Origin of the sequence: Cytobacillus solani, from assembly GCF_001420595.1 — a bacterium.
GTDB lineage: Bacteria > Bacillota > Bacilli > Bacillales > Cytobacillaceae > Cytobacillus > Cytobacillus solani.
Map to the genome: position 1 here is coordinate 1,619,086 of NZ_LJIX01000006.1, position 20,283 is coordinate 1,639,368.

32 protein-coding genes and 1 tRNA gene are annotated in these 20,283 nt (G+C 45.7%); 29 read left to right on the top strand and 4 right to left on the bottom strand.

Annotation, left to right across the window (positions count from 1 at the left end; genetic code table 11):
- The first annotated feature begins 54 nt into the window (after positions 1-54).
- From AN957_RS09900 to AN957_RS10010, 25 genes are all read left to right on the top strand, one after another.
- Entirely contained in the window at positions 55-1,146 is a 1,092-nt protein-coding gene (locus tag AN957_RS09900) for an SU10 major capsid protein (RefSeq protein WP_056683849.1), read from the top strand.
- Positions 1,147-1,371, top strand: a complete 225-nt coding sequence (locus tag AN957_RS09905; protein ID WP_056683852.1) for a hypothetical protein — start codon at positions 1,147-1,149, stop codon at positions 1,369-1,371.
- 10 nt (positions 1,372-1,381) lie between these two features.
- Positions 1,382-1,759, top strand: a complete 378-nt coding sequence (locus tag AN957_RS09910; RefSeq protein WP_245637774.1) for a hypothetical protein — start codon at positions 1,382-1,384, stop codon at positions 1,757-1,759.
- Positions 1,760-2,107, top strand: a complete 348-nt coding sequence (locus AN957_RS09915; RefSeq protein ID WP_056683861.1) for a hypothetical protein — start codon at positions 1,760-1,762, stop codon at positions 2,105-2,107.
- Positions 2,108-2,527, top strand: coding sequence for a hypothetical protein (locus AN957_RS09920; protein ID WP_056683862.1), 420 nt, complete (start codon positions 2,108-2,110; stop codon positions 2,525-2,527).
- A 1-nt stretch (position 2,528) separates the two neighbouring features.
- The gene (locus tag AN957_RS09925) at positions 2,529-2,987 is read left to right on the top strand and encodes a hypothetical protein (protein ID WP_056683863.1); all 459 of its coding nucleotides are present in this window, start codon (positions 2,529-2,531) and stop codon (positions 2,985-2,987) included.
- A gap of 1 nt (position 2,988) precedes the next feature.
- On the top strand, positions 2,989-4,050 hold the full coding sequence (locus AN957_RS09930; protein WP_056683868.1) for a phage tail sheath subtilisin-like domain-containing protein: 1,062 nt from the start codon (positions 2,989-2,991) through the stop codon (positions 4,048-4,050).
- 16 nt (positions 4,051-4,066) lie between these two features.
- Positions 4,067-4,489, top strand: coding sequence for a phage tail tube protein (locus AN957_RS09935; RefSeq protein WP_056683872.1), 423 nt, complete (start codon positions 4,067-4,069; stop codon positions 4,487-4,489).
- A gap of 61 nt (positions 4,490-4,550) precedes the next feature.
- Positions 4,551-4,943 carry a phage tail assembly chaperone gene (locus AN957_RS09940; protein WP_056683873.1) on the top strand — a complete coding sequence of 131 codons (393 nt, stop codon included), beginning with the start codon at positions 4,551-4,553 and terminating at the stop codon, positions 4,941-4,943.
- A 23-nt stretch (positions 4,944-4,966) separates the two neighbouring features.
- The gene (locus AN957_RS28065; protein WP_172797631.1) at positions 4,967-5,116 is read left to right on the top strand and encodes a hypothetical protein; all 150 of its coding nucleotides are present in this window, start codon (positions 4,967-4,969) and stop codon (positions 5,114-5,116) included.
- A complete protein-coding gene (locus tag AN957_RS09945; protein WP_056683881.1) occupies positions 5,116-6,663 on the top strand; it encodes a hypothetical protein in 1,548 nt (515 codons plus the stop codon). Before AN957_RS28065 ends, AN957_RS09945 begins: the two co-directional genes overlap by 1 nt.
- Positions 6,663-7,319 carry a LysM peptidoglycan-binding domain-containing protein gene (locus tag AN957_RS09950; RefSeq protein ID WP_056683884.1) on the top strand — a complete coding sequence of 219 codons (657 nt, stop codon included), beginning with the start codon at positions 6,663-6,665 and terminating at the stop codon, positions 7,317-7,319. Before AN957_RS09945 ends, AN957_RS09950 begins: the two co-directional genes overlap by 1 nt.
- Complete coding sequence (locus tag AN957_RS09955) at positions 7,316-8,335, top strand: XkdQ/YqbQ family protein (protein ID WP_056683887.1); 1,020 nt, start codon at positions 7,316-7,318, stop codon at positions 8,333-8,335. The genes AN957_RS09950 and AN957_RS09955 overlap by 4 nt, the downstream gene beginning before the upstream one ends.
- Positions 8,316-8,675: a DUF2577 domain-containing protein gene (locus AN957_RS09960; RefSeq protein WP_056683890.1), complete on the top strand. Its 360-nt coding sequence runs from the start codon at positions 8,316-8,318 to the stop codon at positions 8,673-8,675. The genes AN957_RS09955 and AN957_RS09960 overlap by 20 nt, the downstream gene beginning before the upstream one ends.
- Entirely contained in the window at positions 8,675-9,103 is a 429-nt protein-coding gene (locus AN957_RS09965) for a DUF2634 domain-containing protein (protein WP_056683893.1), read from the top strand. Before AN957_RS09960 ends, AN957_RS09965 begins: the two co-directional genes overlap by 1 nt.
- Positions 9,103-10,179 (top strand): baseplate J/gp47 family protein, encoded by a 1,077-nt coding sequence (locus AN957_RS09970; RefSeq protein WP_056683896.1) that lies wholly within the window; start codon positions 9,103-9,105, stop codon positions 10,177-10,179. The genes AN957_RS09965 and AN957_RS09970 overlap by 1 nt, the downstream gene beginning before the upstream one ends.
- A complete protein-coding gene (locus AN957_RS09975) occupies positions 10,176-10,766 on the top strand; it encodes a YmfQ family protein (protein ID WP_056683899.1) in 591 nt (196 codons plus the stop codon). The genes AN957_RS09970 and AN957_RS09975 overlap by 4 nt, the downstream gene beginning before the upstream one ends.
- 119 nt (positions 10,767-10,885) lie before the next feature.
- Positions 10,886-11,635 (top strand): hypothetical protein, encoded by a 750-nt coding sequence (locus tag AN957_RS09980; RefSeq protein ID WP_156341136.1) that lies wholly within the window; start codon positions 10,886-10,888, stop codon positions 11,633-11,635.
- On the top strand, positions 11,636-11,935 hold the full coding sequence (locus AN957_RS09985; protein WP_056683905.1) for a hypothetical protein: 300 nt from the start codon (positions 11,636-11,638) through the stop codon (positions 11,933-11,935). It begins immediately after the preceding gene.
- Position 11,936: 1 nt separating this feature from the next.
- On the top strand, positions 11,937-12,077 hold the full coding sequence (locus AN957_RS28070) for a CD1375 family protein (protein ID WP_172797632.1): 141 nt from the start codon (positions 11,937-11,939) through the stop codon (positions 12,075-12,077).
- 54 nt (positions 12,078-12,131) lie between these two features.
- Positions 12,132-12,365, top strand: coding sequence for a BhlA/UviB family holin-like peptide (locus tag AN957_RS09990; protein WP_056683908.1), 234 nt, complete (start codon positions 12,132-12,134; stop codon positions 12,363-12,365).
- Positions 12,366-12,368: 3 nt separating this feature from the next.
- Positions 12,369-12,842, top strand: coding sequence for an HNH endonuclease (locus tag AN957_RS09995; protein ID WP_056683909.1), 474 nt, complete (start codon positions 12,369-12,371; stop codon positions 12,840-12,842).
- A gap of 3 nt (positions 12,843-12,845) precedes the next feature.
- The gene (locus AN957_RS10000) at positions 12,846-13,613 is read left to right on the top strand and encodes an N-acetylmuramoyl-L-alanine amidase (protein ID WP_082446529.1); all 768 of its coding nucleotides are present in this window, start codon (positions 12,846-12,848) and stop codon (positions 13,611-13,613) included.
- On the top strand, positions 13,614-13,841 hold the full coding sequence (locus tag AN957_RS10005; RefSeq protein WP_056683916.1) for a phage holin: 228 nt from the start codon (positions 13,614-13,616) through the stop codon (positions 13,839-13,841).
- Positions 13,842-13,949: 108 nt separating this feature from the next.
- On the top strand, positions 13,950-14,510 hold the full coding sequence (locus tag AN957_RS10010) for a hypothetical protein (RefSeq protein WP_056683918.1): 561 nt from the start codon (positions 13,950-13,952) through the stop codon (positions 14,508-14,510).
- Between the two features lie 43 nt (positions 14,511-14,553).
- Here AN957_RS10010 and AN957_RS10015 read toward each other — a convergent pair whose 3' ends face one another.
- Positions 14,554-14,784: a helix-turn-helix domain-containing protein gene (locus tag AN957_RS10015; protein ID WP_056683921.1), complete on the bottom strand. Its 231-nt coding sequence runs from the start codon at positions 14,782-14,784 to the stop codon at positions 14,554-14,556.
- Between the two features lie 235 nt (positions 14,785-15,019).
- On the opposite strand from AN957_RS10015, the gene AN957_RS10020 reads away from it, so the two are divergent.
- The 4 genes from AN957_RS10020 to AN957_RS10035 are packed head-to-tail and all read left to right on the top strand — an operon-like array spanning position 15,020 to position 17,622.
- Entirely contained in the window at positions 15,020-16,315 is a 1,296-nt protein-coding gene (locus AN957_RS10020) for an FtsK/SpoIIIE domain-containing protein (RefSeq protein ID WP_056683925.1), read from the top strand.
- A complete protein-coding gene (locus tag AN957_RS10025) occupies positions 16,242-16,835 on the top strand; it encodes a replication-relaxation family protein (protein ID WP_075209123.1) in 594 nt (197 codons plus the stop codon). The genes AN957_RS10020 and AN957_RS10025 overlap by 74 nt, the downstream gene beginning before the upstream one ends.
- Positions 16,828-17,235: a hypothetical protein gene (locus AN957_RS10030; RefSeq protein WP_056683932.1), complete on the top strand. Its 408-nt coding sequence runs from the start codon at positions 16,828-16,830 to the stop codon at positions 17,233-17,235. The genes AN957_RS10025 and AN957_RS10030 overlap by 8 nt, the downstream gene beginning before the upstream one ends.
- Before the next feature lie 51 nt (positions 17,236-17,286).
- Positions 17,287-17,622: a YolD-like family protein gene (locus tag AN957_RS10035; protein ID WP_056683934.1), complete on the top strand. Its 336-nt coding sequence runs from the start codon at positions 17,287-17,289 to the stop codon at positions 17,620-17,622.
- Positions 17,623-17,657: 35 nt separating this feature from the next.
- Here the strand turns inward: AN957_RS10035 and AN957_RS10040 are convergent, their stop codons facing one another.
- The 3 genes from AN957_RS10040 to AN957_RS10050 form a co-directional block, all read right to left on the bottom strand.
- Positions 17,658-18,695: a tyrosine-type recombinase/integrase gene (locus AN957_RS10040; RefSeq protein WP_056683936.1), complete on the bottom strand. Its 1,038-nt coding sequence runs from the start codon at positions 18,693-18,695 to the stop codon at positions 17,658-17,660.
- A 152-nt stretch (positions 18,696-18,847) separates the two neighbouring features.
- Positions 18,848-18,921: transfer RNA gene (locus AN957_RS10045), tRNA-Arg, on the bottom strand.
- Between the two features lie 114 nt (positions 18,922-19,035).
- The gene (locus AN957_RS10050; RefSeq protein ID WP_053475383.1) at positions 19,036-20,076 is read right to left on the bottom strand and encodes an acyltransferase family protein; all 1,041 of its coding nucleotides are present in this window, start codon (positions 20,074-20,076) and stop codon (positions 19,036-19,038) included.
- Positions 20,077-20,283 lie beyond the last annotated feature (207 nt).

Consider the following 20,283-nt stretch of genomic DNA (forward strand, 5'->3'; position numbering starts at 1 on the left):
ACGCGGTAGCTTTTTGTATTTCAAAAACTATTAAATTTCGGAGGTTATTTAACTATGAGTAAAATCCTATCAGGTGAATTAATCGGAGTACGCGAGTCCGTACAAGATCAACTATTACTATTAAACGCGTATCAAACGCCATTTCTACAAATGGTGGGATTCAGTAATCCTGCGACAGCGGTTGAGCATGTGTGGTTTGAAGATTCAATGTTCGCGGAGGAAAGTAAAGTAGTTGGCGCAAAACTAGCGGCCGACACGGAAATTGTAGTAGCTGACGCAGAACCATTCCGTACGCACCAAGTTGTTAAAGTCGGAGAAGAATTGATTTTGGTTACTGGCGTTGACGTAGTTGCGAAAAAGCTAGTAGTAGCGCGTGGGTACGCTGGTACAACTGCGGCTGATATTGCAGACGGTGCTAAAATCGAAGTTCAATTCGTAGAGGGGCAAGAAGGACGCGACGCTCGTGCTGCTAGATACAAGGCACGCGTAAGAAAATCCAACTTAATGCAAATTTTCGACGACACTGTTGAAATCAGCGGAACAGCGGCGGCAGTAAGTCAGTACGGAATTGACGACTTATACGAATACGAGAAGCAAAAGAAACAACTTGAACTTGCGTTGCAATTAGAAAAGGCGTTAATCAACGGTATTAAGTATGAAAACGGAACAGTACGCCAAATGGACGGAGTGCGTCATCTTATCAAAACGAACGTAACCGACCTAGCAGGCGCTGATTTAACGATTGAGGCGTTAAATGACTCCTTCCAAGCGATTTACACGAAGGGTGGTTTCGCAACAGGTGGTGCGTATGAGGTAATCGTACCTGCTAAACAAAAACGTGTTATCGGTAAGTTCGACAAGAGCCTGGTTGACATTGCGCAAGCTGATCGCACACGCGGAACAGTGGTAAGCCGTATCGTTACTGATTTCGGAGAGTTCGACGTTTCTATCAACGACAACTTAGCGTCAGATGAAGTTCTAATCGTTGATAAAAACCGTATCGCGGTTAAGCCGTTAACTGGCCGTGAGTTCTCGCACGAGTACCTTGGAAAGAAAGGCGACTATCTACAAGGAATGCTTGTCGGCGAATACACGCTTGAGTTCCTTCAAGAGGCGGCTCATGCACGTATCAAGGGGGCGAAGTAATTGGCGGTATATAACTCAAAATACCGCGAGTTAAAGTTTTACGTGGACGGAGAGCTACACGCTTTTTCTAGCGGTAGCTTTTCGACTACTGACGCAAAAGCAATCGCGGTACTCGACAATCTAGCCGATGCCACTCGCGTCGAAGAGGCGAAAGCCGAAGCAAAAACGGAGGAAGCGCCGAAAACAAAACCGAAAGCGCCAGCGAAAAAGTCCTCCGGAAAATAACTAAACGGAGGTGCTTGCGTTGGCTTGGAATTTAACAGAGGCGACGGAATATATTCGCCTTAATACGCTTGATAACGAGGATTTTCTTGACGCAGACGACGATAGAAAAACTGCAATCCTAAACGTAAGTAAACGGACACTTGACCGTAAATTCACCGGTAAAAACATTCCGAATGAGGCCGTGTTCATTTTCGCGGCAGTGTTGGGAGCTGCGTTTAACGATACGAACAAGTTACAACAACAAGGGGTAGCGTCATTCTCGATTAAGGGTATCGCATTTACTTTCAAAGACTGGGCGAAAAAAGACATTGACTCACTAATTCCCGCAGAGGTTTATGACGTAATCGGCGTACCTAGCGGTCGCCAAGTAAAGTGGACGGTGTTGTAAATGGCGATCATTCCATTAAAACAAACCGTTACCGTAAAGCGAAAAGGCGAAACCGACCGTTGGGGAATCGAAATTACGCCCGACATTGAATTCACGCTGAAATGCCGAGTCGATGAAGGCGCAAAGCTAACCCGACGTACCTCGCAACAGCCAGGCGCAGTCCAAACGCTGTCCGAAGAAGTCGTCAGCTCGGCGCAAATCCTGTTCGATAAATTCACAGACATACGTTTGACCGACGAAATTTTATACACGGACGAATCCGGCAACACACGAGTTTACCTGCCAATAAACGTAAGTCGTGTGCGGGGGCTGAACGGTAAAGCGGTGTTGACGGAGGTGCTTGTATAGATGGCGCGGAATGAATTTAACTTAGACCTTTCGCCGTTGCGTAATTTAATTCAAAGGTCGCCGGCGGCTGCAGGTCGTGGGGCTCAAAGGGGCATGCGCGACATTAAAGACGATTGGAAGCGCGGAGCTGTTGACGTAGCACCACTCGACACGTCCAACCTTCGCGAGCAAATCGATGGAAAAGTCAAAGGTAGCGGCCTTGATACGATGGTAGAAATCGAAGCAAACGCGATGACTAGTAAGCAATTTAATTACGCTTATTACATTCACGAAGGCGGATTTGCGGCGGATGGTAAGCATTTACGAACGCCCGGAACCGTCGAAGAATTCTTGAAACAGCCGGCGGAGCAAAGTGAGCAACGCTGGCAACAAATGCTTGAACGCGAAATACGCGAACAATTAACGCGAGAGGGGTGGTAGCGTGGCGTCAGTCGTAAATGAAATCGAATCAATTACCGAATTTATCGAGCCGTTATTTGCGGGCGCGAACGTTCACTATCAGCAGATACCCGTCGAGCTGAAGCCGAACACGTTAATCGTGCGTTACTTGTCGAGTGGCAACGCGACCGAGACGAATTATCACTACCGGCTTGATCGCGATTATCAAATCGTATATTTCGCGCAGAACGAGTTCGCTTGCCTGCAAAAGTTCGAGCATCTTGAACGAAAATTGAATGACTTTTTAGTAATACCGTTGAAAAACTCCGACCGTTACCTGCGATTGGAGTTTTTTTCATTTTCGCAACCATTCAAAACGGAGAGCGGAACGGTAATGGCAATATTAGGCGTCTTGCGGGCTAGTTTGCGTGAACCACGGACACAACCGGTCACGCCGAAAATTATGCACGTAGACGCAAGAATCGAAGAAGGAGGACGATAGAATGTCGATTACGCAATGGGACCCGACCGCGTTGCCAATACGGCCAGGGCTTTACACAAACTTTGTTGAAGCGGCAATCGCGCAAATTACCGGTGGCGCGCGCGGAGTTGTAGCGATTCCACTCAAGAAACACGCCGGTCAAGCGGTTGCGAAAAAGTTCTACACGATTGAACGCGAGGGCGACGCGATTATAATGTTTGGTCAAGCGAATATTCAGTCGGTCGTGTTCGCACTGGCTGGAGGTGCGAAAGAGGTACTTGTTTACACAATGCCGACGATTGACGGCGCAGTAACAGAAGAAATCGCGTACACAGAGGCGCGCGAAGCTTTCGAAGCACGTCCGTTTAATGTATTCGTTTACGACGGCGAAATCAGCGCGACGCAACAAGACGCGACTGTTGTTTGGCGCGAACGAAATGAAACGGAGAAAAAGCATTTCTTCTTCGTAACAGGTGGCGACGCAGTAGCCGACCAAGATCCGGCGACAGGAAACGCAAGGACGACGAAGTTTGCCGACGACGCGACCGTTAACTTAATTACGGGCGTAACGATTGGCGACAAGGACTACACGAGCGCAGAATATTCGGCTCATATCGCAGGGCTTATCGCAGGCACGCCAATTAATCGCTCAATTACTTACGCGCAAGTACGCGTCGATGACGTGACAAAACGCCTACGTAATAGCGAAATCGTGACGGCATTGCAGACCGGCTCACTTGTACTCGTTCACGATGGCGAAAAGGTCATCGTTGAGCAAGGAATTACGACCGGCAAGCAGAAAATCCGCAAGGTGCGCGCACGTCAAGCTATCGCGACGGACGTCGAAAAGACAGCACGCGACCATTACATCGGAAAGCTCGACAACAACGAGGATGGTCAAATGGCGCTGATTAACGCAATCAAAGCGTATCTCGAAACGCTCGAAGTTAATAACGTCGTTACCGACATCGTGGTAACGCTAGACCCTCAACGTGAGTCGAAGGGCGACCAAGTATTCCTATTCATTTCAATTACGGAAATCGATTCGATGGAACGAATCTTCTTAACTATATCAACGCAATAAGGACGGTGAATAACGCATGATGGACCCGAGTAAAGCACTTAATGGTGTATTTGGAAAGATGTATCACGATGGGGAATGGCTTACGAATATCACCGCAGCGGAAGCAAATGTTGACATTGGTAAGGAAGAGATTCGTATAGCTGGTACGCGATGGGTTGGACATAAGACGGTTAGTTTAACGGGTAGTGGTTCAATGACGGGTTATAAAGTGACTAATGATTTATCCATGAGAATTGCACAAGTTACTGACGACAACCAAGGCGTATTCGTGACCGAATTAGTCATGAAGCTAGTTGACCCGGAAAACCACGACGGCAAGACATGGGTACGCTTGAAGGGCGTACAGTTCGACAGTATTCCGTTACTGAAATATGAAGTCGGAAGTATTGTTGAGGACGAAATGCCGTTTACTTTTACCGGATTTGAATACTTGAACTAAAAATTATGGCGGGCGCTTGCTCGCCTTTTTAAATTCGAAAATTACCGAGAGGATGATATAAATGGACGCACTAGAAGCGTTATTAGGCGCAGACTTGAAAATCGAACAAGAGGTATTTATTAAGCGATTAAATACGCATTTTACCGTGAAGGCAATCGACGGTCAAACGATCAATAAACTTCGCGATGAAGCTACGCACTACGTCGGCAAAGGTTCGAAGCGAAAGGCGCAATTTAACGAGGAAGAGTTTAATAGTTCGCTGATTGTCGCAGGCTGTGTCAATCCCGATTTCAGTAACGCGAAATTACTCGAAAAGTATGGCGCAAGAGACGCGAGTGACTGTGTACTAAAAGCGTTACTAGCCGGCGAAATTATCGCATTACAAGAAGCAATCCTTCGCTTGAGTGGTTTCGTCGATAACGCCGACGACGAGGTGGAAGAGGTAAAAAACTAATTGAGTCAGGCGGAGAAGCGTACTTGTTGCATCGAATTTTCCAAAATCACGGAATACCGCCTGACGAAGTGTATCGCAAAGAATGGCGCATTCGAAAGTTTATGTATGCGTCCGAGTTAATCGTAATCGATGCGGAAGAAGACTTCCGTAAAAAGAAGGGAGGTAACACATAATGGCGTTCAATTTACGCGCAACATTATCGCTTGATGGTAGTCAATTCATCAACACTATGAACCGTGTTAACCGCGTCTTAACGTCGCCGTTACGAGCCATCGGCAGTCTAACGACGAGTTTGCACGGACTTGTGGGCGCATTTACTGCGGCTGCGGGAGCGAAGAAGATATTTGAAGAAACAATTGGTCAGGCGGCGAAGTACGAGCAATCTACGATTACTATTAGCGCCATGTTAAACGATAAAAAACTCGGTCAAGACTACATGAAACTCGTTGACAAGTTCGCGATAGACTCGCCGATCATGGATTCGCAATCAATGCTCGCCAACTCGAAGTCATTCTTGACGCAGTCGAAGGACATGAAGCAACTCGAAAAAATGTGGTCGTTAGCTGAACGTATGGCTGCGATTGACCCGTATCAAGGGGTCGAAGGGGCCGTGTTCTCATTGCGTGAGTTGTTCTCCGGAGATGCTTTTTCGATTGTTCGACGTTTCGAAATGCCGAAGAAGGTCATGAACGAAATTAAGAAGATGGAGTTGCCGGACCAGTTAGAGGCGCTAGACAAATATTTTAACAAAATAGGTATGACGCAGAAACTTATCGACGAGATGGGTGGAACAACGCTCGGTATTTGGGCGCAAATTAAAGAAAAGACGAACGTAATTCTCCGTACGATGGGTCAGCCAGCGTTAATGAAGATTAAGTCGTTTTTAGACGGGCTTAAAAATAACATGGCGACTGTCAGCGAAGTCATGGCGAACCGAAACTTCTTTACGCCGGAAGAGTTCAAAGCTAATCTTGAGCGTGCCATGACGATTGAAAATTTCAAGGAGACTGGAACGAAGATTCTTGAAAGTGTTATGACGGGTTTTATTAACGCAGCGAAAGGAATCGGTAATTGGATTCAAGCACTGACAAATAATCCGGAGTTTCAAAAGCTTGAATCTCTCTCGGCGAAAGTAATTTTCGTGTTTGAGGATATCTGGGGAAGATTTGAGACTTGGTTGGCTAATGGTGGGCAGGAGAAAATTAATAGAATCACTAAGGAACTTCTGGAGGTTATGGCTGTCGGTCTGATTGCCTCACAAGAAATAATCGTCAAGGCGGCTACTACTATCGGAGAGGCTGTCGGGTCCGCGATGGCAAGTAGTGCCAGTGATACTTTTGCAAAGTGGCAAAACCAAAAAATGAACGAATCTAAGTTGTTCAAAATACCGATGTTAGCACCATTTAAATGGGCGAATAACATGGGTATGAAGATGAGGGAAGACGCCAAAAAAGGGGATTCTAAAAAAGCTTCGCCCAGAATTATTCCGCCGAAGAAAAACGGAGGTCTTAGCCGTGTGCCTTATAACGGTGCGACCTACTCGCTACACAAAGACGAAATGGTCTTATCTCGCGGAGAAGCGGCGGCTTATCGTAAAGGCAATCATGGTGGAGTTGTAATATCGGGAAATACGTTCCACGTGCGCCAAGATTCCGATATTCAAAAGGTCGCGCAAGAGCTTGCGAAACTAATCGAAATGGAAGGGGCGCAAATGCCGTAATGGGAAAAGTACAATTTTGGCTAATCAACGGGAGCAAGCGAATCCAATTACCGGTCAATCCCGAAACAATGTCCGTAAGTAGCCCCTTCGGATTCGAGGACGTCACTGTCGCGCAACTTGGCGAGATTACCGTGATAGGAGACGTCATGTTGCGCGAAGTTACATTTTCGTCATTCTTTCCGCGTGACTATAATCCGTCTTATTGCGAATATTCGCGCCTTCCACGACCTACCGATATTCACAATTTACTTGAGCGCTGGAAACGCGAGCGAAAGCCTATTCGTTTTGTTGTGACTGGTACAATCGTAAATTTCGACGTAACTATTCGGGACTTTACGGTCGAGCCAGAACGTGCAGGAAGCCCTGGCGATTTGTACTTCTCGATGACACTAAAGGAATATCGCCATTTTACCGTAAAGAAGGTCAAAGAGTCGGATGGCAAGGCGAAAGCTTCGAAGGGCAACGAAAGACCGGCGCCACCTCCGTCAAAATCAACGAACTACTCCGTGAAGAAAGGCGACTCGCTTTGGAAAATCGCTGCGCGCGAGTACGGAGACGGCAATCAATGGCGTAAATTGTACGACGCAAATAAAGCGATAGTCGGCAAGAATCCGAACCTGATATATCCAGGTCAAAAGTTGGTGATTCCGCGATGAGTGAAGCGCGATTGAAAGTAATTTACGACAACGACCTCGAAATCACGCCGTTAGTAATTAGCGCTGATTTATCGGGTCACAGCGAAAAACCTAATCGTCAATTATCGTTAACCTTGAAAAACACGATTGATGGACACAAGCAAGCCGTAAGTATCGCGAAAGGTAAGCGAATCGAATTTCGCAATAACAACACGGTGCGTTTTATCGGCGTAATCTTCTCAACGGATATCAACGAAAAGGGCGACATGCAGATTACGGCTTACGACGAAAATATTTACCTACTAAAATCGGTCGAAACTCGCAAGTTTTCGAAAGTTAAAGCGTCGGATATTGCGCGTCGACTTTGCGCAGACTTCGGCATCGAATACGGACAAATAGCCGACACGGGCTACGTAATCCCAACGCTTATTTGCCGGGAAAAAACGTTATACGAGATTTTACTAATGGCGCTAACCTTAACGCGAAAGCAGACGGGCAAGCGCTTTTTTATATGGAGTAAAAACGGACGGCTCATGATAACGTCGGGTGTCGAGCAGAAAGCGCAATACCTAATCGAAGCAGGCACGAACATCATTAGCGCCAGTTACTCCGAATCTATCGAAGAAACGAAAACGCGCGTCAAGGTTATCGGCGGTAAAGACGGTAAGTTCGTAGCAACAGCGAAAGACTCGGCGCTTGAAAAGCAATACGGCATCATGCAAGCGGTCGAAAAGATGGACGAGGATGCGACGAAATCACAAGTCGAACAGCGTGCGAAAACGCTACTCAAAGAACGGGCGGTAATCGACGATCAAGCGACCGTTACTGCGTTAGGTATCGACGAAATTATCACCGGAACAGCCGTCTATGTTCGCGAGCCAATGACGGGTATTATCGGCGGCTACTACGTCACCAGCGACAGCCATACGTATCAGAACGGCTCGCACATGATGACGCTGGAACTTTCGCATACTTACGACTTACCAACAATCGAAATATCGAAGGAGGAATTGGGCATTGTCGACAAACCAAAATAACGGGCGACTGGAAGGAAGCGGAGCAGCAAAACTGATTCAGATGATGAAAAAGCACGGACATAATACCGACGTTGATGTCGAACTGGCAACGGTTGTCGCGCCTCCTCCTTCGTTGCAAATCCGTTTAAATAGCGATAATTTAACGCTCGATAAATCTGATTTAATTATCGCAGAACACTTAACGGAACATACGCGAAAGGTTTCAATTACCGGCGGGTCGGTGTCAGTGTCGGACGCAGCCATGACGGTCAAATCACCGTTAAGCCCCGGCGACCAAGTGATCGTCGTGTCCGCGAACGAGGGGCAACTTTACTATGTTCTCGACAAGGCGGTGGTGTAATGGCGTTATCACCGTTTCAGCCAATCGAAGAAAGGGTCGACGCGGTAGACGAAATCACCACAGTCGAGCCATCGAAAACATACCGACTAAGCTACGAGTCAAACGAAATCAGCGGACTAATCGACGGTGAAGAAGCCTTGCGCCAATTCATCATAAAAGCGATTACGACGGCGCGATTTCGTTTTTTAATTTACGACGAGCAATACGGCTCGGAACTCGACGAACTAATCGGCGCAGACGTGTCGCTCGAACTTTTGCAAATGGAAATTCCGCGCGTGATAACCGAGGCGCTGATTTACGACGACCGTGTTGCCGACGTAACCGACTTCGAAGTCACTCGCGACGGCGACAAGTTATTCGTCAGCTTTCGCGTGGTCACAACGGAAGGCGAGGACGTAATACTCGACGAAATGGAGGTGGGGCTATAATGTACGAAAATGAAACGAAAGACGCGATACTTGCCCGTTTACTTGCGCAGATTAACGACGACATTGATAAGCGTCAAGGCTCGGTAACTAACGATTTGCTTTCGCCGGCTGCGATTGAATTTGCTCAGGCATATCTCGCTCTCGACCAAGTGTTGACGTTTGGATTTGCGACCGAGGACACGCCATCTAATTTCCTCGATTTACGTTGCGCAGAAATGGGCGTTTATCGTAAGCCGTCCGTCAAGGCAATCGGTCAAGTTACGTTCAGCGGTCCGGAAGGCACGGTCATACCCGTCGGCACTCGCGTTAGAACAGACGAAGTCGAGCCGGTTTATTTCGCAACAACAGCCGAGGGCACGATTACAAACGGAGTAGTCACGATCAACGCCGAAGCGGAAGCCGGAGGCATTAACGGAAACGTTGCGCAAGGAAGAATAACGCTTGTGCTTGGCGACCTAACTGGTATCGTTACCGTGAATAACTCGCAACCTTTTGATGGCGGGGTCGACACAGAATCGGACGCGTCATTACTCGCGCGATACATCGACAAGGTAAGCAAGCCGGTCACGTCGGGCAACAAGTATCATTACGAACAATGGGCGAAAGAGGTTGCCGGTGTGGGCGACGCGAAAGTCTATCCGTTATGGGCGGGCGCAGGCACGGTAAAAGTCGTCTTGCTCGACGATGAAAAGACAGCGCCAGCGCCTTCGGTCGTTGAAGCGGCTACGGCGCATATTAACGAGGTTGCACCGATTGGCGCGACGGTGACAGTCGTTGGTGCGACAGAATTGACGATTAATGTGTCGGCGACATTAACGCTTGCCCCAGGCGCGAATCTTGACGAAGTAAAAGCGGAGTTTAGCGCGGCATTGGCGACATATTTAAAGTCGGTCGCGTTCGTAACTAACGAACATACTGGCGAGCCGGAGTTAATCCGTTACACACAAATCGCAAACTTATTGCTCGGCGTACCCCCGATTATCGATTACGAAAACTTGACGGTTAACGGCGGAACAGCGAACATTCAGCCGACTAGCGAGCAAGTTGGCGTTGTCGGGACGGTGGTGTTTACGTGAAGTTTCTCGGCACAGATTTAACGCGAAACATTGAACGCGATATGTTCGATTATGGGCCGCGCGAATACGAGGACTTTCGCGAGTCAAACGCCTTAATCAAATCGGAAGCGGCGGAGTTTGAACGGCTGAACGCGCAAATAGCCGACGTGCTTTCGCAGTTCTTCATCGACACAGCTACGTGGGGACTTTCGCGATGGGAGCGGCTTGTCGGCGTAACGACAGACGAATCCAAGCCGTTGAGTCAACGAAGGTCGGTCGTTAAGGCGAAGTTGCGCGGAGTGGGTACGGTTACGGTCGACTTGATTAAATCCGTTAGTGAATCGTGGTACGCGGGAGAAGTTGAGGTTACGCAAAACACGACGCAGTATCTCGTGACCGTTGAGTTTACGTCAAGTTACGGAGTGCCAGAAAACCTCGACGACGTTGAGCGAGCATTGCGCGAAATTATACCGGCGCATTTACAGTTAGCGTTCAAGTTTCGCTTTGTTACGTATGACATGCTTAAAGCAACGGGGTTAACGTACGACGAGATAAAAGCGACCGGGCTTACGTATGACGAAATAAAGAACGGAGGAATAGCGCAGTGAGTACACCGAAACTAAATTTACCGACTGTAACTGGAAACATGGCGAACGATGTTGTTGCGCATCTTAACTCGTTGGCGGAGGCGGTCGACGGGAAGGCTGGCTCGGCGAGTGGGCTTGCGATGTTGAACGCAGAGGGAAAGGTAATTAACGCGGATGGGTCGCAGGCTGGTGAAGTTACGCAGGCGGAGTTTGATGCGCATTTGGCTGATAAAGCGAATCCCCACGGCGTGGATAAAATTCAAGTTGGACTTGGGAACGTAGATAACGTCAAGCAAATCCCGTTAAGTGAGAAAGGTCAACCGAACGGGGTGGCTATGTTAGATGCTGATGGGAATGTAATAAACGCAGATGGAAGTGGCATTAGTGGGTTTGAGTTAATCGCAACAGTAGAGCCTAGCGTATCAACCTCGGCGATAGTTCTATCAAGTATACCGACCAAGTATAGAGACCTAAAGTTAATTATTAAATCTATTATTCCAGGCAACACAAACGGAGGACTAGCACCAGTTAGTTTGAAGATAAATGAAAGTGGAGTAGGGACAGTTAGAGGTATATCATTCCAAGGTTCAAGTACTACTAATGTAAACCATGATTCACAGTTGTATATTGGTCACTTCTATAGTCAGGTGAATACCACAAATGAGGCTACTTATGCAGAAATTGAGTTCTCGAATGAGCAAGGGGAAGCTAAGCGAATTAAACATAATCAGTACATTACCGGCTCATCAGGTAGTTCCCAAAAATTTGGGTCACTAGTGCTTTTGAGGTCGCCTGTTATAGAAAAAATAACATCAATTGAGTTATCAATACCTGATGTGAATTTCAAGTTTGCGCCAGGAACAAAAATTCAGTTATTCGGGGTGTTGTAAATGTATGAAGTTATTATTGATGAATGGGGTGAGTGGCATGTTGCAAAGAATGCTGACGGTGAAGTTACTTCAAAGTTATTGGTAACACCTTCTCAAAAGTGGAGAGACGAAAACCAGCCTGATGTTTCTGTGCCACAACTGCCTACCTTTGAAGAAAAGTTGGAAACCTTAGAGCAAGAAAAGTTAGTCTTACAACTAGCCTTGGCAGAAAGTATAGAAAAACAGGAAATAGATAAGATCAATAATCAACTAGCATTAGCTGAATTAGTAGAAACGTTAACAATGAAAGGAGTTTTATAGAATGATAATTTTGTATGCGGACTTAGTAGAATTGGGATTAAGAGTGTTGGAAAATCCACAACCGGGCGAAATTGCTGTTCCTGCTTTCTTGAGGGCGGACGTAAAGAAAGAATTAGAAAAACGTGCTTCCATGAGTTCTTAATAAGCTTATGGCCGAGGATGAGCAATAAACAACGATCAAAGGCGGTGATTCAACGTGGACAATCCCGAAGTAATTAAATATCTTCTATCGCAGGGGCCTTACGCAGTATTATTCGTAGGGCTCCTTATTTATGTAATGAAAACGAACAAGGAGCGCGAAGCCCGTCAGGAGCAAACGAACGCCGAGCGCGAGTCACGGCTTCACGACTTACTCGACAAGTTCAGCGAAAAGTACGACGTGGTTATCGAAGAACTTCGCGGCATCAAATCGAAACTAGGAGGCGATTAATAATTGGCTAGTGTAGAGCGGAACTGTCTACAGTGCGGAACTACATTTTTCACTTTTCCGTCATATATAAGAAGAGGTAAAGGAAAGTTTTGCTCGATTTCATGCGGGACTACCTACAGAAACTTAACTGACAACCCAGCTTGGCGCGATGAAGTTAAAAAGAAAATCAGCGAAAACCACGCGCCTGTTCCTTGGTTGTTTGATTATAGGTTCAATAACTACAAAGGAATTGACGTAAAGCATTATCGAAAAAAGGCGTTGAGATACTATGGAGATAGTTGTAACAGATGCGGTATCAATGAAAATTTACAAGTTCACCATAAAGACCGAAATCGAAGTAATAACGAATTAGATAACTTGGAAGTGCTTTGCTACGATTGCCACTCCGAAGAACATAAAAATGAATTCAAAAGAGAGCGCTGTCCGGAAACGGGGCGCTTTTTGAGTGAAGAAAAGGAGAGTGATGTCCATGTCTAAAACATTCAAAATCGTTATAGACGCTGGTTAGGTCACGGACTCAATACACCAGGCAAACGTACGCCCGACGGTGAACGCGAATGGTCGTTTAATAATACGGTCGTGCTTGCGCTTATCGCCGAATTGAAGCGATATCAGAACGTCGAAGTCCTGCGCCTAGACGACCCGACGGGCAAGACCGACGTCTCACTTACGGAGCGTACTCGCAAAGCAAAAGCGTGGGGCGCAGACGTAATTATTAGCGTTCACCATAACGCAAACACCTCGAAGTGGGGCGCATGGGGCGGAGTTGAGACGTTAGTCCATCAAAGCGCGGACAAAGTTTCGCTTGCCCTTGCGGAAGCTGTACAGCCGGCGATAGTGAGCGCGATGTGTTTGCGTAATCGAGGAATCAAACCCCGGAGCGACTTGCATATTCTTAACGCGGGCAAGACGTACGGAATCCCTGCGATTCTCACCGAAGGCGGATTCATGGACAGCACGACCGATATCGGAGCTTTGCGCGACAAGGCGAAGTTACACGCGCAAGCTAAAGCGATCGCAGACGGAGTAGCGAAAATATTCGCGTTGAAATTGAAGGAGGCGGAACAAGTGACGAACAAAACCGAGGAATACAAACTAACGCCAAACGACGAAAAGGTAATCGCAGACCTCAAACGTTGGGGCATTACGGATGGCAAGAACCCGACGCGACAGGTTACGCAATTATACCTGTGGCACGTCGTACACGGTGTGATTCAAGCGGTTAAAAACGGAAAGGTGGCGGAGTAGATGACGAAACAAACTAAACCAATTAACGCGGGAACAGTTACGAGGTTCATACTTCTATTGCTCGCGTTGCTTAATAGCGGACTGGAAATGTCGGGCAACAGTGTATTGCCGGTCGACAAAGAAGGCGTTAGCACGTTTATTTCGCTGGCATTCCTCGGGGGCGCTTCGTTGTGGGCATATTGGAAGAACAACGACGTGACGAAGAAGGCGCGGAGTAAAGACGAATAAATAAAACAAGGGCAGGCGAAACTTATACGCTTGCTCTTACGTACATATTTGTAGTTGTCTAACGTTGGTAACTACGGTAAAATTAGGAATAGGAGAGGGGGATTTACGGTGGAAAAGAAATCAAAAATAATATTAATAGTGGTTGCTGCACTTAGTTCTATTTATATATTTGGTTCACTCTTGCCGGACATCTTCATTAAAAAAGAGAGCGATAGTCCAGTCATAGCGGTCGGGGCGGAGAATAAAGATATCGAATCTGAGAGCGTTGACAATTCACAAGAAGAGGAATCTGGAGCGACGGAACATGTCGTCACTTGGTCGGATAACTTCCAAGGGTATGAAACAAAAATCACAAGCGTTAAATTTGATGATAAGACTATGAGCGTTTACTTCGAATTATACAATGGCTCTGACGTTACTTTCCTCAATAATGTTGAATGGGGAGCCGCAGTTATTAATCAAAAGCAAATAAAAGCGAACATGTTCGGAAGCAATGACGTTGGCGGCGAGCACCTGGGAGATACAAAGCATGAAGGTTATGTCGTTTACTATGCCGATAGCCCAGAGGATTTTGCTGACGTTAAAGAAGTACGTTTAACATGGACGTTAACTAATGATAGTACGTATGAATCAAAAGACTACGACATAAAAATTCCACTAACGCCATAACTCTACGGTCATCCAAGCCGTGGGTTATGGCGTTTTTTTGCGTTTACATTCCAAAATAATCATCCGGCACGCTTTCGCCTATCTTTTTTAACGCCTTCTTTATGCGCGTGACAGTTGAAAACTTAGGCGTGTACTCTTTATCGTTACATAACCTCGAAATTGTTCTTCGACTTAACCCCGATAATTCCTCTAATTCGATTTGCGTTATTTCCTTCCGATCTAACCAACGTCCAAACTTCGTTCTATCTTTACCTAATCCGAAAAATGAAAACATAACGATCAACTCCTGCGTTTTTAGTACAAGTATCGACAGGAGCCAAATTTTTCATACATGCAAAAAAGTAACATAACGGACAATCAGCGCACCATACCTTTTACTATTCCGATTAAAATTCTCGCCTAGAATTGCAAAAGGAATAGCAGAAACTCTTACGTATCAATAGTCGTAAGCTTGTCCGTTACCTTCCTTTTCGCTGGGACTATTCTACGAATAAAAGGTGGTGTTGCTTATGTTGTTCGAAGTGCTTTCGTCGGCTGTGGTCGGTGGGCTTGTCGGCGCGTCCTACTTACACCAACTCGGACTAGGCGGCAATGACACGCGAAACATTATCCGGATTGCAGCCAACGCAGGGCTTGTCGCAAAAGACGGCACGCAGATACGTCCTTTTCGCCGGACTAATAAAGGCTCTTACGTTGAATACGTATTTCAGCTTCCGCAAGGGCTATCGTCGCAACAATTCCGCGATAAACTAGACCGATTCCAGGACGGACTAAACGCAAAACGACGTGTACTCGATATTTCGCTGGCGGACTTACGCGCGATTAACTGGCGAGGTCGTGACGTTGTTTCGCATCTGCGGGAACTAGCGACGAAAAAGAAAACGGAGCATAAGGAGGTTGAAGTCGAGTTTGACGGCATGTTAAAGTTTCGCGTTTATAAGGAGCCTTTGACGGAGTTTTTCGAAATTGACGAATCACTTTTCGCATCATTAAAAGGCTGGCAAGTTCCTGCGGGCATGAGTCGGCAAGGGCTAATACGGCACGATTTCGATAAAATCGCGCATAGTTTAATTGGCGGTTCGACTGACTTCGGAAAGTCCAACATTCTGAAACTATGGATAACAACGCTAATTCACCGAAAGCCTAACGAAGTAAAATTCACGCTAATCGACCTAAAGGGCGGGCTGTCGTTTTCTCGTTTTCGCAAAGCTAAACAAGTCGAAACTGTCGCGAAGAATGCGGAGGAAGCGCTCGAAGCGTTGCAATCGGTTCAGCAGCGCATGAATAAAACGATGGACTATCTCGAAGCAAACGGATTTGAGGACGTAAAGGAAGCAGGCATAAAAGAGCGTTATTTCACGTTTATTGATGAAGCTGCCGACATCGCTGACGATTCAAATTGCGTTGATATAATAATCGACATTGCTAGACGCGGAAGGGCGGCAGGAGAGCGTTTGGTCTACGCGACACAATACCCAACGGCTGAAACGATTGATTCGCAGATAAAACGGAATTGTATCGGGCGCCTGTGCTTCGTGCTTGATACCGGAATAGCGAGTAAGGTCGTTATCGACCAAGAAGGTGCGGAAAAACTACCGTTAGTTCAAGGACGTGCAATATATAAGAAGGTAAAATGTACGGAAATTCAGACGCCTTATATTAGTAATAAAACGATTGATCGCATTATCGGGCCGCACATTACAATCAAGGCGCGCAAGGAGGGCGATACGAATGCAAGCAACGATAGCAAAGGAGCAACGCCAGGAAAGCATTCTCTTGTCGTTGAAGAAATTGGGATTTCTTAGTCGGTCGCAAATTCAACGATTACACAGACTCGGCGGTGATCGCAACGCTAATCGAATATTAAGCGATATGTGCGATTATCTGAATACGGTCAGACTGGGCGAAAACATCTACTATTTAAACGCTGCCGGACGTGAGCGCGTCGGAGCAACGAAGGTATTAAAGAAGACGCATCAAATTACGCATCATCTAATGAGAAATAGCCTTTATTTTGCGCATGGCTGCCCGTCGTCATGGAAAAGCGAGGTTAAGCTTGCGGTCAAAAATGAGGTAACGGTTATCGCAGACGCCTTGTTTACGCTGGCAGGTCGTTACTTTATTTGCGAAGTTGATAACGCGCAGAAAATGAACGAAAACAGGGCGAAGCTAGCAAAGTATCGCCGGCTGATCGAGTTGGGCGTATTTGAAAAGTCGCCGAAGTTTATTTGGATTACGACGACAGAGTACCGCCGGAAACAGTTAACGAAAATGTGCGAATGTCTTGACGCGAGAATCTATACGAGGGGTGATTTCGATGTTTAAGCGAAAAGAAACGATGTCCGTTAAGGAGTTTATGGCGCGAAAGGAGCCTTTGCGGATTCCGCAAGAGCGAAATTATAAACCAATCGTCAAAGCCTGCGTAACTGCCGGCGTCATTGTGCTGTCTCTAACATTCGGCGATGTTTCGCTTGCTGCGGCTGGCGCAGTTAACGGGGCTGTCACCGCGAAAGTGGTCGGTGCGTTTGCGCCCCTTGTCGAGTTGGTCAAGGCGTTGAGTTATCCGATTTCGCTCGTAATGATGCTAGGCGGCGGGCTGTTCGTGATGGTGGGGAACGCGGATCGTGGCTTCGGAATGATTCAAAAAGCGGGACTGGGCTACGTATTGGTGCAAATGCTTCCGTTGTTGATGGATTTGCTCGTCGAGATTGCGAAGTCGTTGTAAAGGAACGTTCGTTCGTATATAATATACGTAAAACTAACGGAGGTACTACGAATGTTAAAAGAACGCGGCATGAAAAAGTGGCAGGGATTCATACTTCCGGAGCAAGTCGAAGCGATGGCGTGGCTTGCCGACGAAATGGCGAAAGTTGATAAGCCGGTAGTCGACGAATATCAACGTATCGAATTTGACTCGCGCGTGGATTTCGCAATGGAGTTCAACTTGCCGGTAGAATTTACGGTGTGGACGGCGGGCAGATTTTCGAAGGTAAACGGACATGTGAAATACGTCGATATGATTTCGCAACAGTTTCGGGTTAAGTTGGCGAATGGTTTAATTGAGCGCGTGAGCATGGCGGACGTGGTTGACGTGACGGTTGTCGAAGATTGAACAAAGACCCGTCGGATTGTCCGCGGGTCCCATTTTTAAATACGTATACCATTTCGTTTAACGATATTTCTAAGCGGCGAAAATTTATTGTGCTGTTGGCGTAAATGCTCGTTGTCCATCTGAATATATTTTCGCGTTGTTTGAATATCTGCGTGATCTAAGATTCGTTGCAGTGTAAATAAATCTCCGCCATTTAATATGTAGTTTCTCGCAAAAGTATGCCGAAACATATGCGGATGCAAGCGCGGTATATTTAGCTTTTTCTTCAGGCGGTTAAGTCTACGTCTAAATGCGTCCGCGCTAAAATCGTCGCCATATGCGTTCATAAACAACTGGCTACTATCTCCAAAATAACTTCTCGTTTCGTCCAATAACTGCCGCAGTCTTTTCGCGACCTCTCTACTCATTGGGATTTCGCGATTCTTTCTATTTTTCGCAATCTGTGACGGCACATAGAGCGTTAATTGCCGAAAGTCAATTTGTTCCTCCGTTAGTGATAACGCTTCATTAATACGCAGGCCACAATCTAATAGAAGCAATACGAGCGTTTTGTCGCGCCATTGAGCGTAGCGTCTGTCATCGTAGGCGGCGAGTATCTTGTCGACTTCCTCGTCGGATAGCCCCGGCACTTCTTCCTGTTCGTCGTCGAGGACTTGCGAAATGTTTTCCATCGGGTTCGTTTCGATAATGCCTTCGGTCTGTAGAAATCGGAACATAGTTCGCATTGTCCGAATCCGGATATTAATCGTATTTACCGATAGTTTTTTACCTTCGCGCTGTCGTTGCTTGTCGCCTTCATACGGAGTTCTTTCGATGCGCAAATAATTTATGTAACCTCGTATTGTGTCCGCGTCAATATCATTGATGTACTTCGTGTCGTCGCCGAGCCATTCGCAAAAGTAGCGCATCGTCGCGTTGTACCCATCGACAGTTCCAGGTCGAACCCCTCCGGCCTCTTTCGCTCTAACAAAAATAGCCAACGCCTCGTCAATCGGGGTCTGTCGGTCAACCTTAGGCTTTGAGACTTGCGAGGCTGTTTTCGCCCCTCGTTCCGCAATATACTTCCGTTTCATCGCGTCCTATAACCTCCGTTTATGTCACCGATTATGTCCTACGTTCACTAAAATGACGTCCTATATACGACGAAAAAACGCTATGTCATCGTAATTGTCACCGTAATGATTGTACGGTTGAAATAGCGATAACATAGCGTCTCTTCTATTAGCGTCCCAGATAGGAATCGAACCTACGACCTACAGCTTAGGAGGCTGTCGCTCTATCCTACTGAGCTACTGGGACAAGTATTATCTTAATAATAAGACAACAAAATTTATTATAAACCCACTATTCCAATATAGTCAATGATTTCGATTGCAGGAAAAAAGGACGCAAGCGTGATGCGTCCATTAATCTTTAATTTAACATTTTTTTGCGATAAAAGCGTAAAAGTGATTGGATTTTAATTCTTAGGTTTTTCAATTTTGATATTTCTAATTCAATAACCGGCTGAGCAAATGATGTAATATATTTGCTTGATAAGAGCAAAGAGAGTAACAGCGATGCACACGCTAGCAATAGGAAGTTTTCTGGCTTTGTAAAGTAATCTTGTACTTCGCTTTCTCTGAACACTCTTATGAAAAAACCGTGCAATAAATAAACGTACAAGGTGTTTTTTCCAAGATTAGTGAAAAAATATTGTTTTCTGGGAACAAGCGTGAAGAAGGTAAACACCATGATCAAGCTTAATAGATAAAATCCGAATCTAGTAAAAACAGCACTTATGGATGTTACTTCTAATTCTGAATATGGCTTTGAACCAAGCAGCCATTCATAATTAATTTCTGGAAATAGATAAAAGCCTACAAAAACTACTGCTAATATAAAGCCTGCAGCCACTTTAATTTTGGGTTTTAATAAGGAGTAAAAATGATCTTTTTTCATAAAATAGCCTAGTAAGAATAACGGGAAAAATACAAAGGTTCTTGATAGGCTTAAATAATTGGCAATGGAATCAAAATATCCTACTGCTAGTCCTATTAATAATGCAGCTGATAAGGAATAAACCGCCTTATATTTTGCAAAGAGCGGAAGAAGAAGATTCCAGAAAAACAAGCTGATTAAAAACCAAAGAGACCAATGCGGTGTAAGCGGGTCCACTTGAAAATCTGATTTATCATACAAAAAGTAGTAAAAAATTGAATAGATTAATTGAAAGATGATATATGGCAAAATAAGCTTCTTTGCAATCTTTGGCAAATAGCCTTTTTTGTGAAAGCCTTTTGCAAAATAACCCGAAACGAGAATAAAAGCAGGCATGTGAAAGGTATAAATCACCTTATATAAAGTATAAATCGTTTCGCTTTCCCCAATATAGGAACGCAAAAAATGTCCGAAAACCACAAAGAAAATCAAAATAAATTTAGCATTATCGAAGTAATAATCACGTTGCTTCATAAATCCACCTCTTTTATAGCCCCCTATAAAAGATTCCCTTTTATTTTACTTACCCACATTATCACGTATGAAACAAAATTTGACCATTTAATAAGTGGAAATTAAACCATAACGTTCCAATTTTGCGAAACTCCAATCTGTTATAGTACATTGTGTATGCTGTTATATAATTAAGAATGCGTTTTCAAATGCTGTTAATACAGTGAA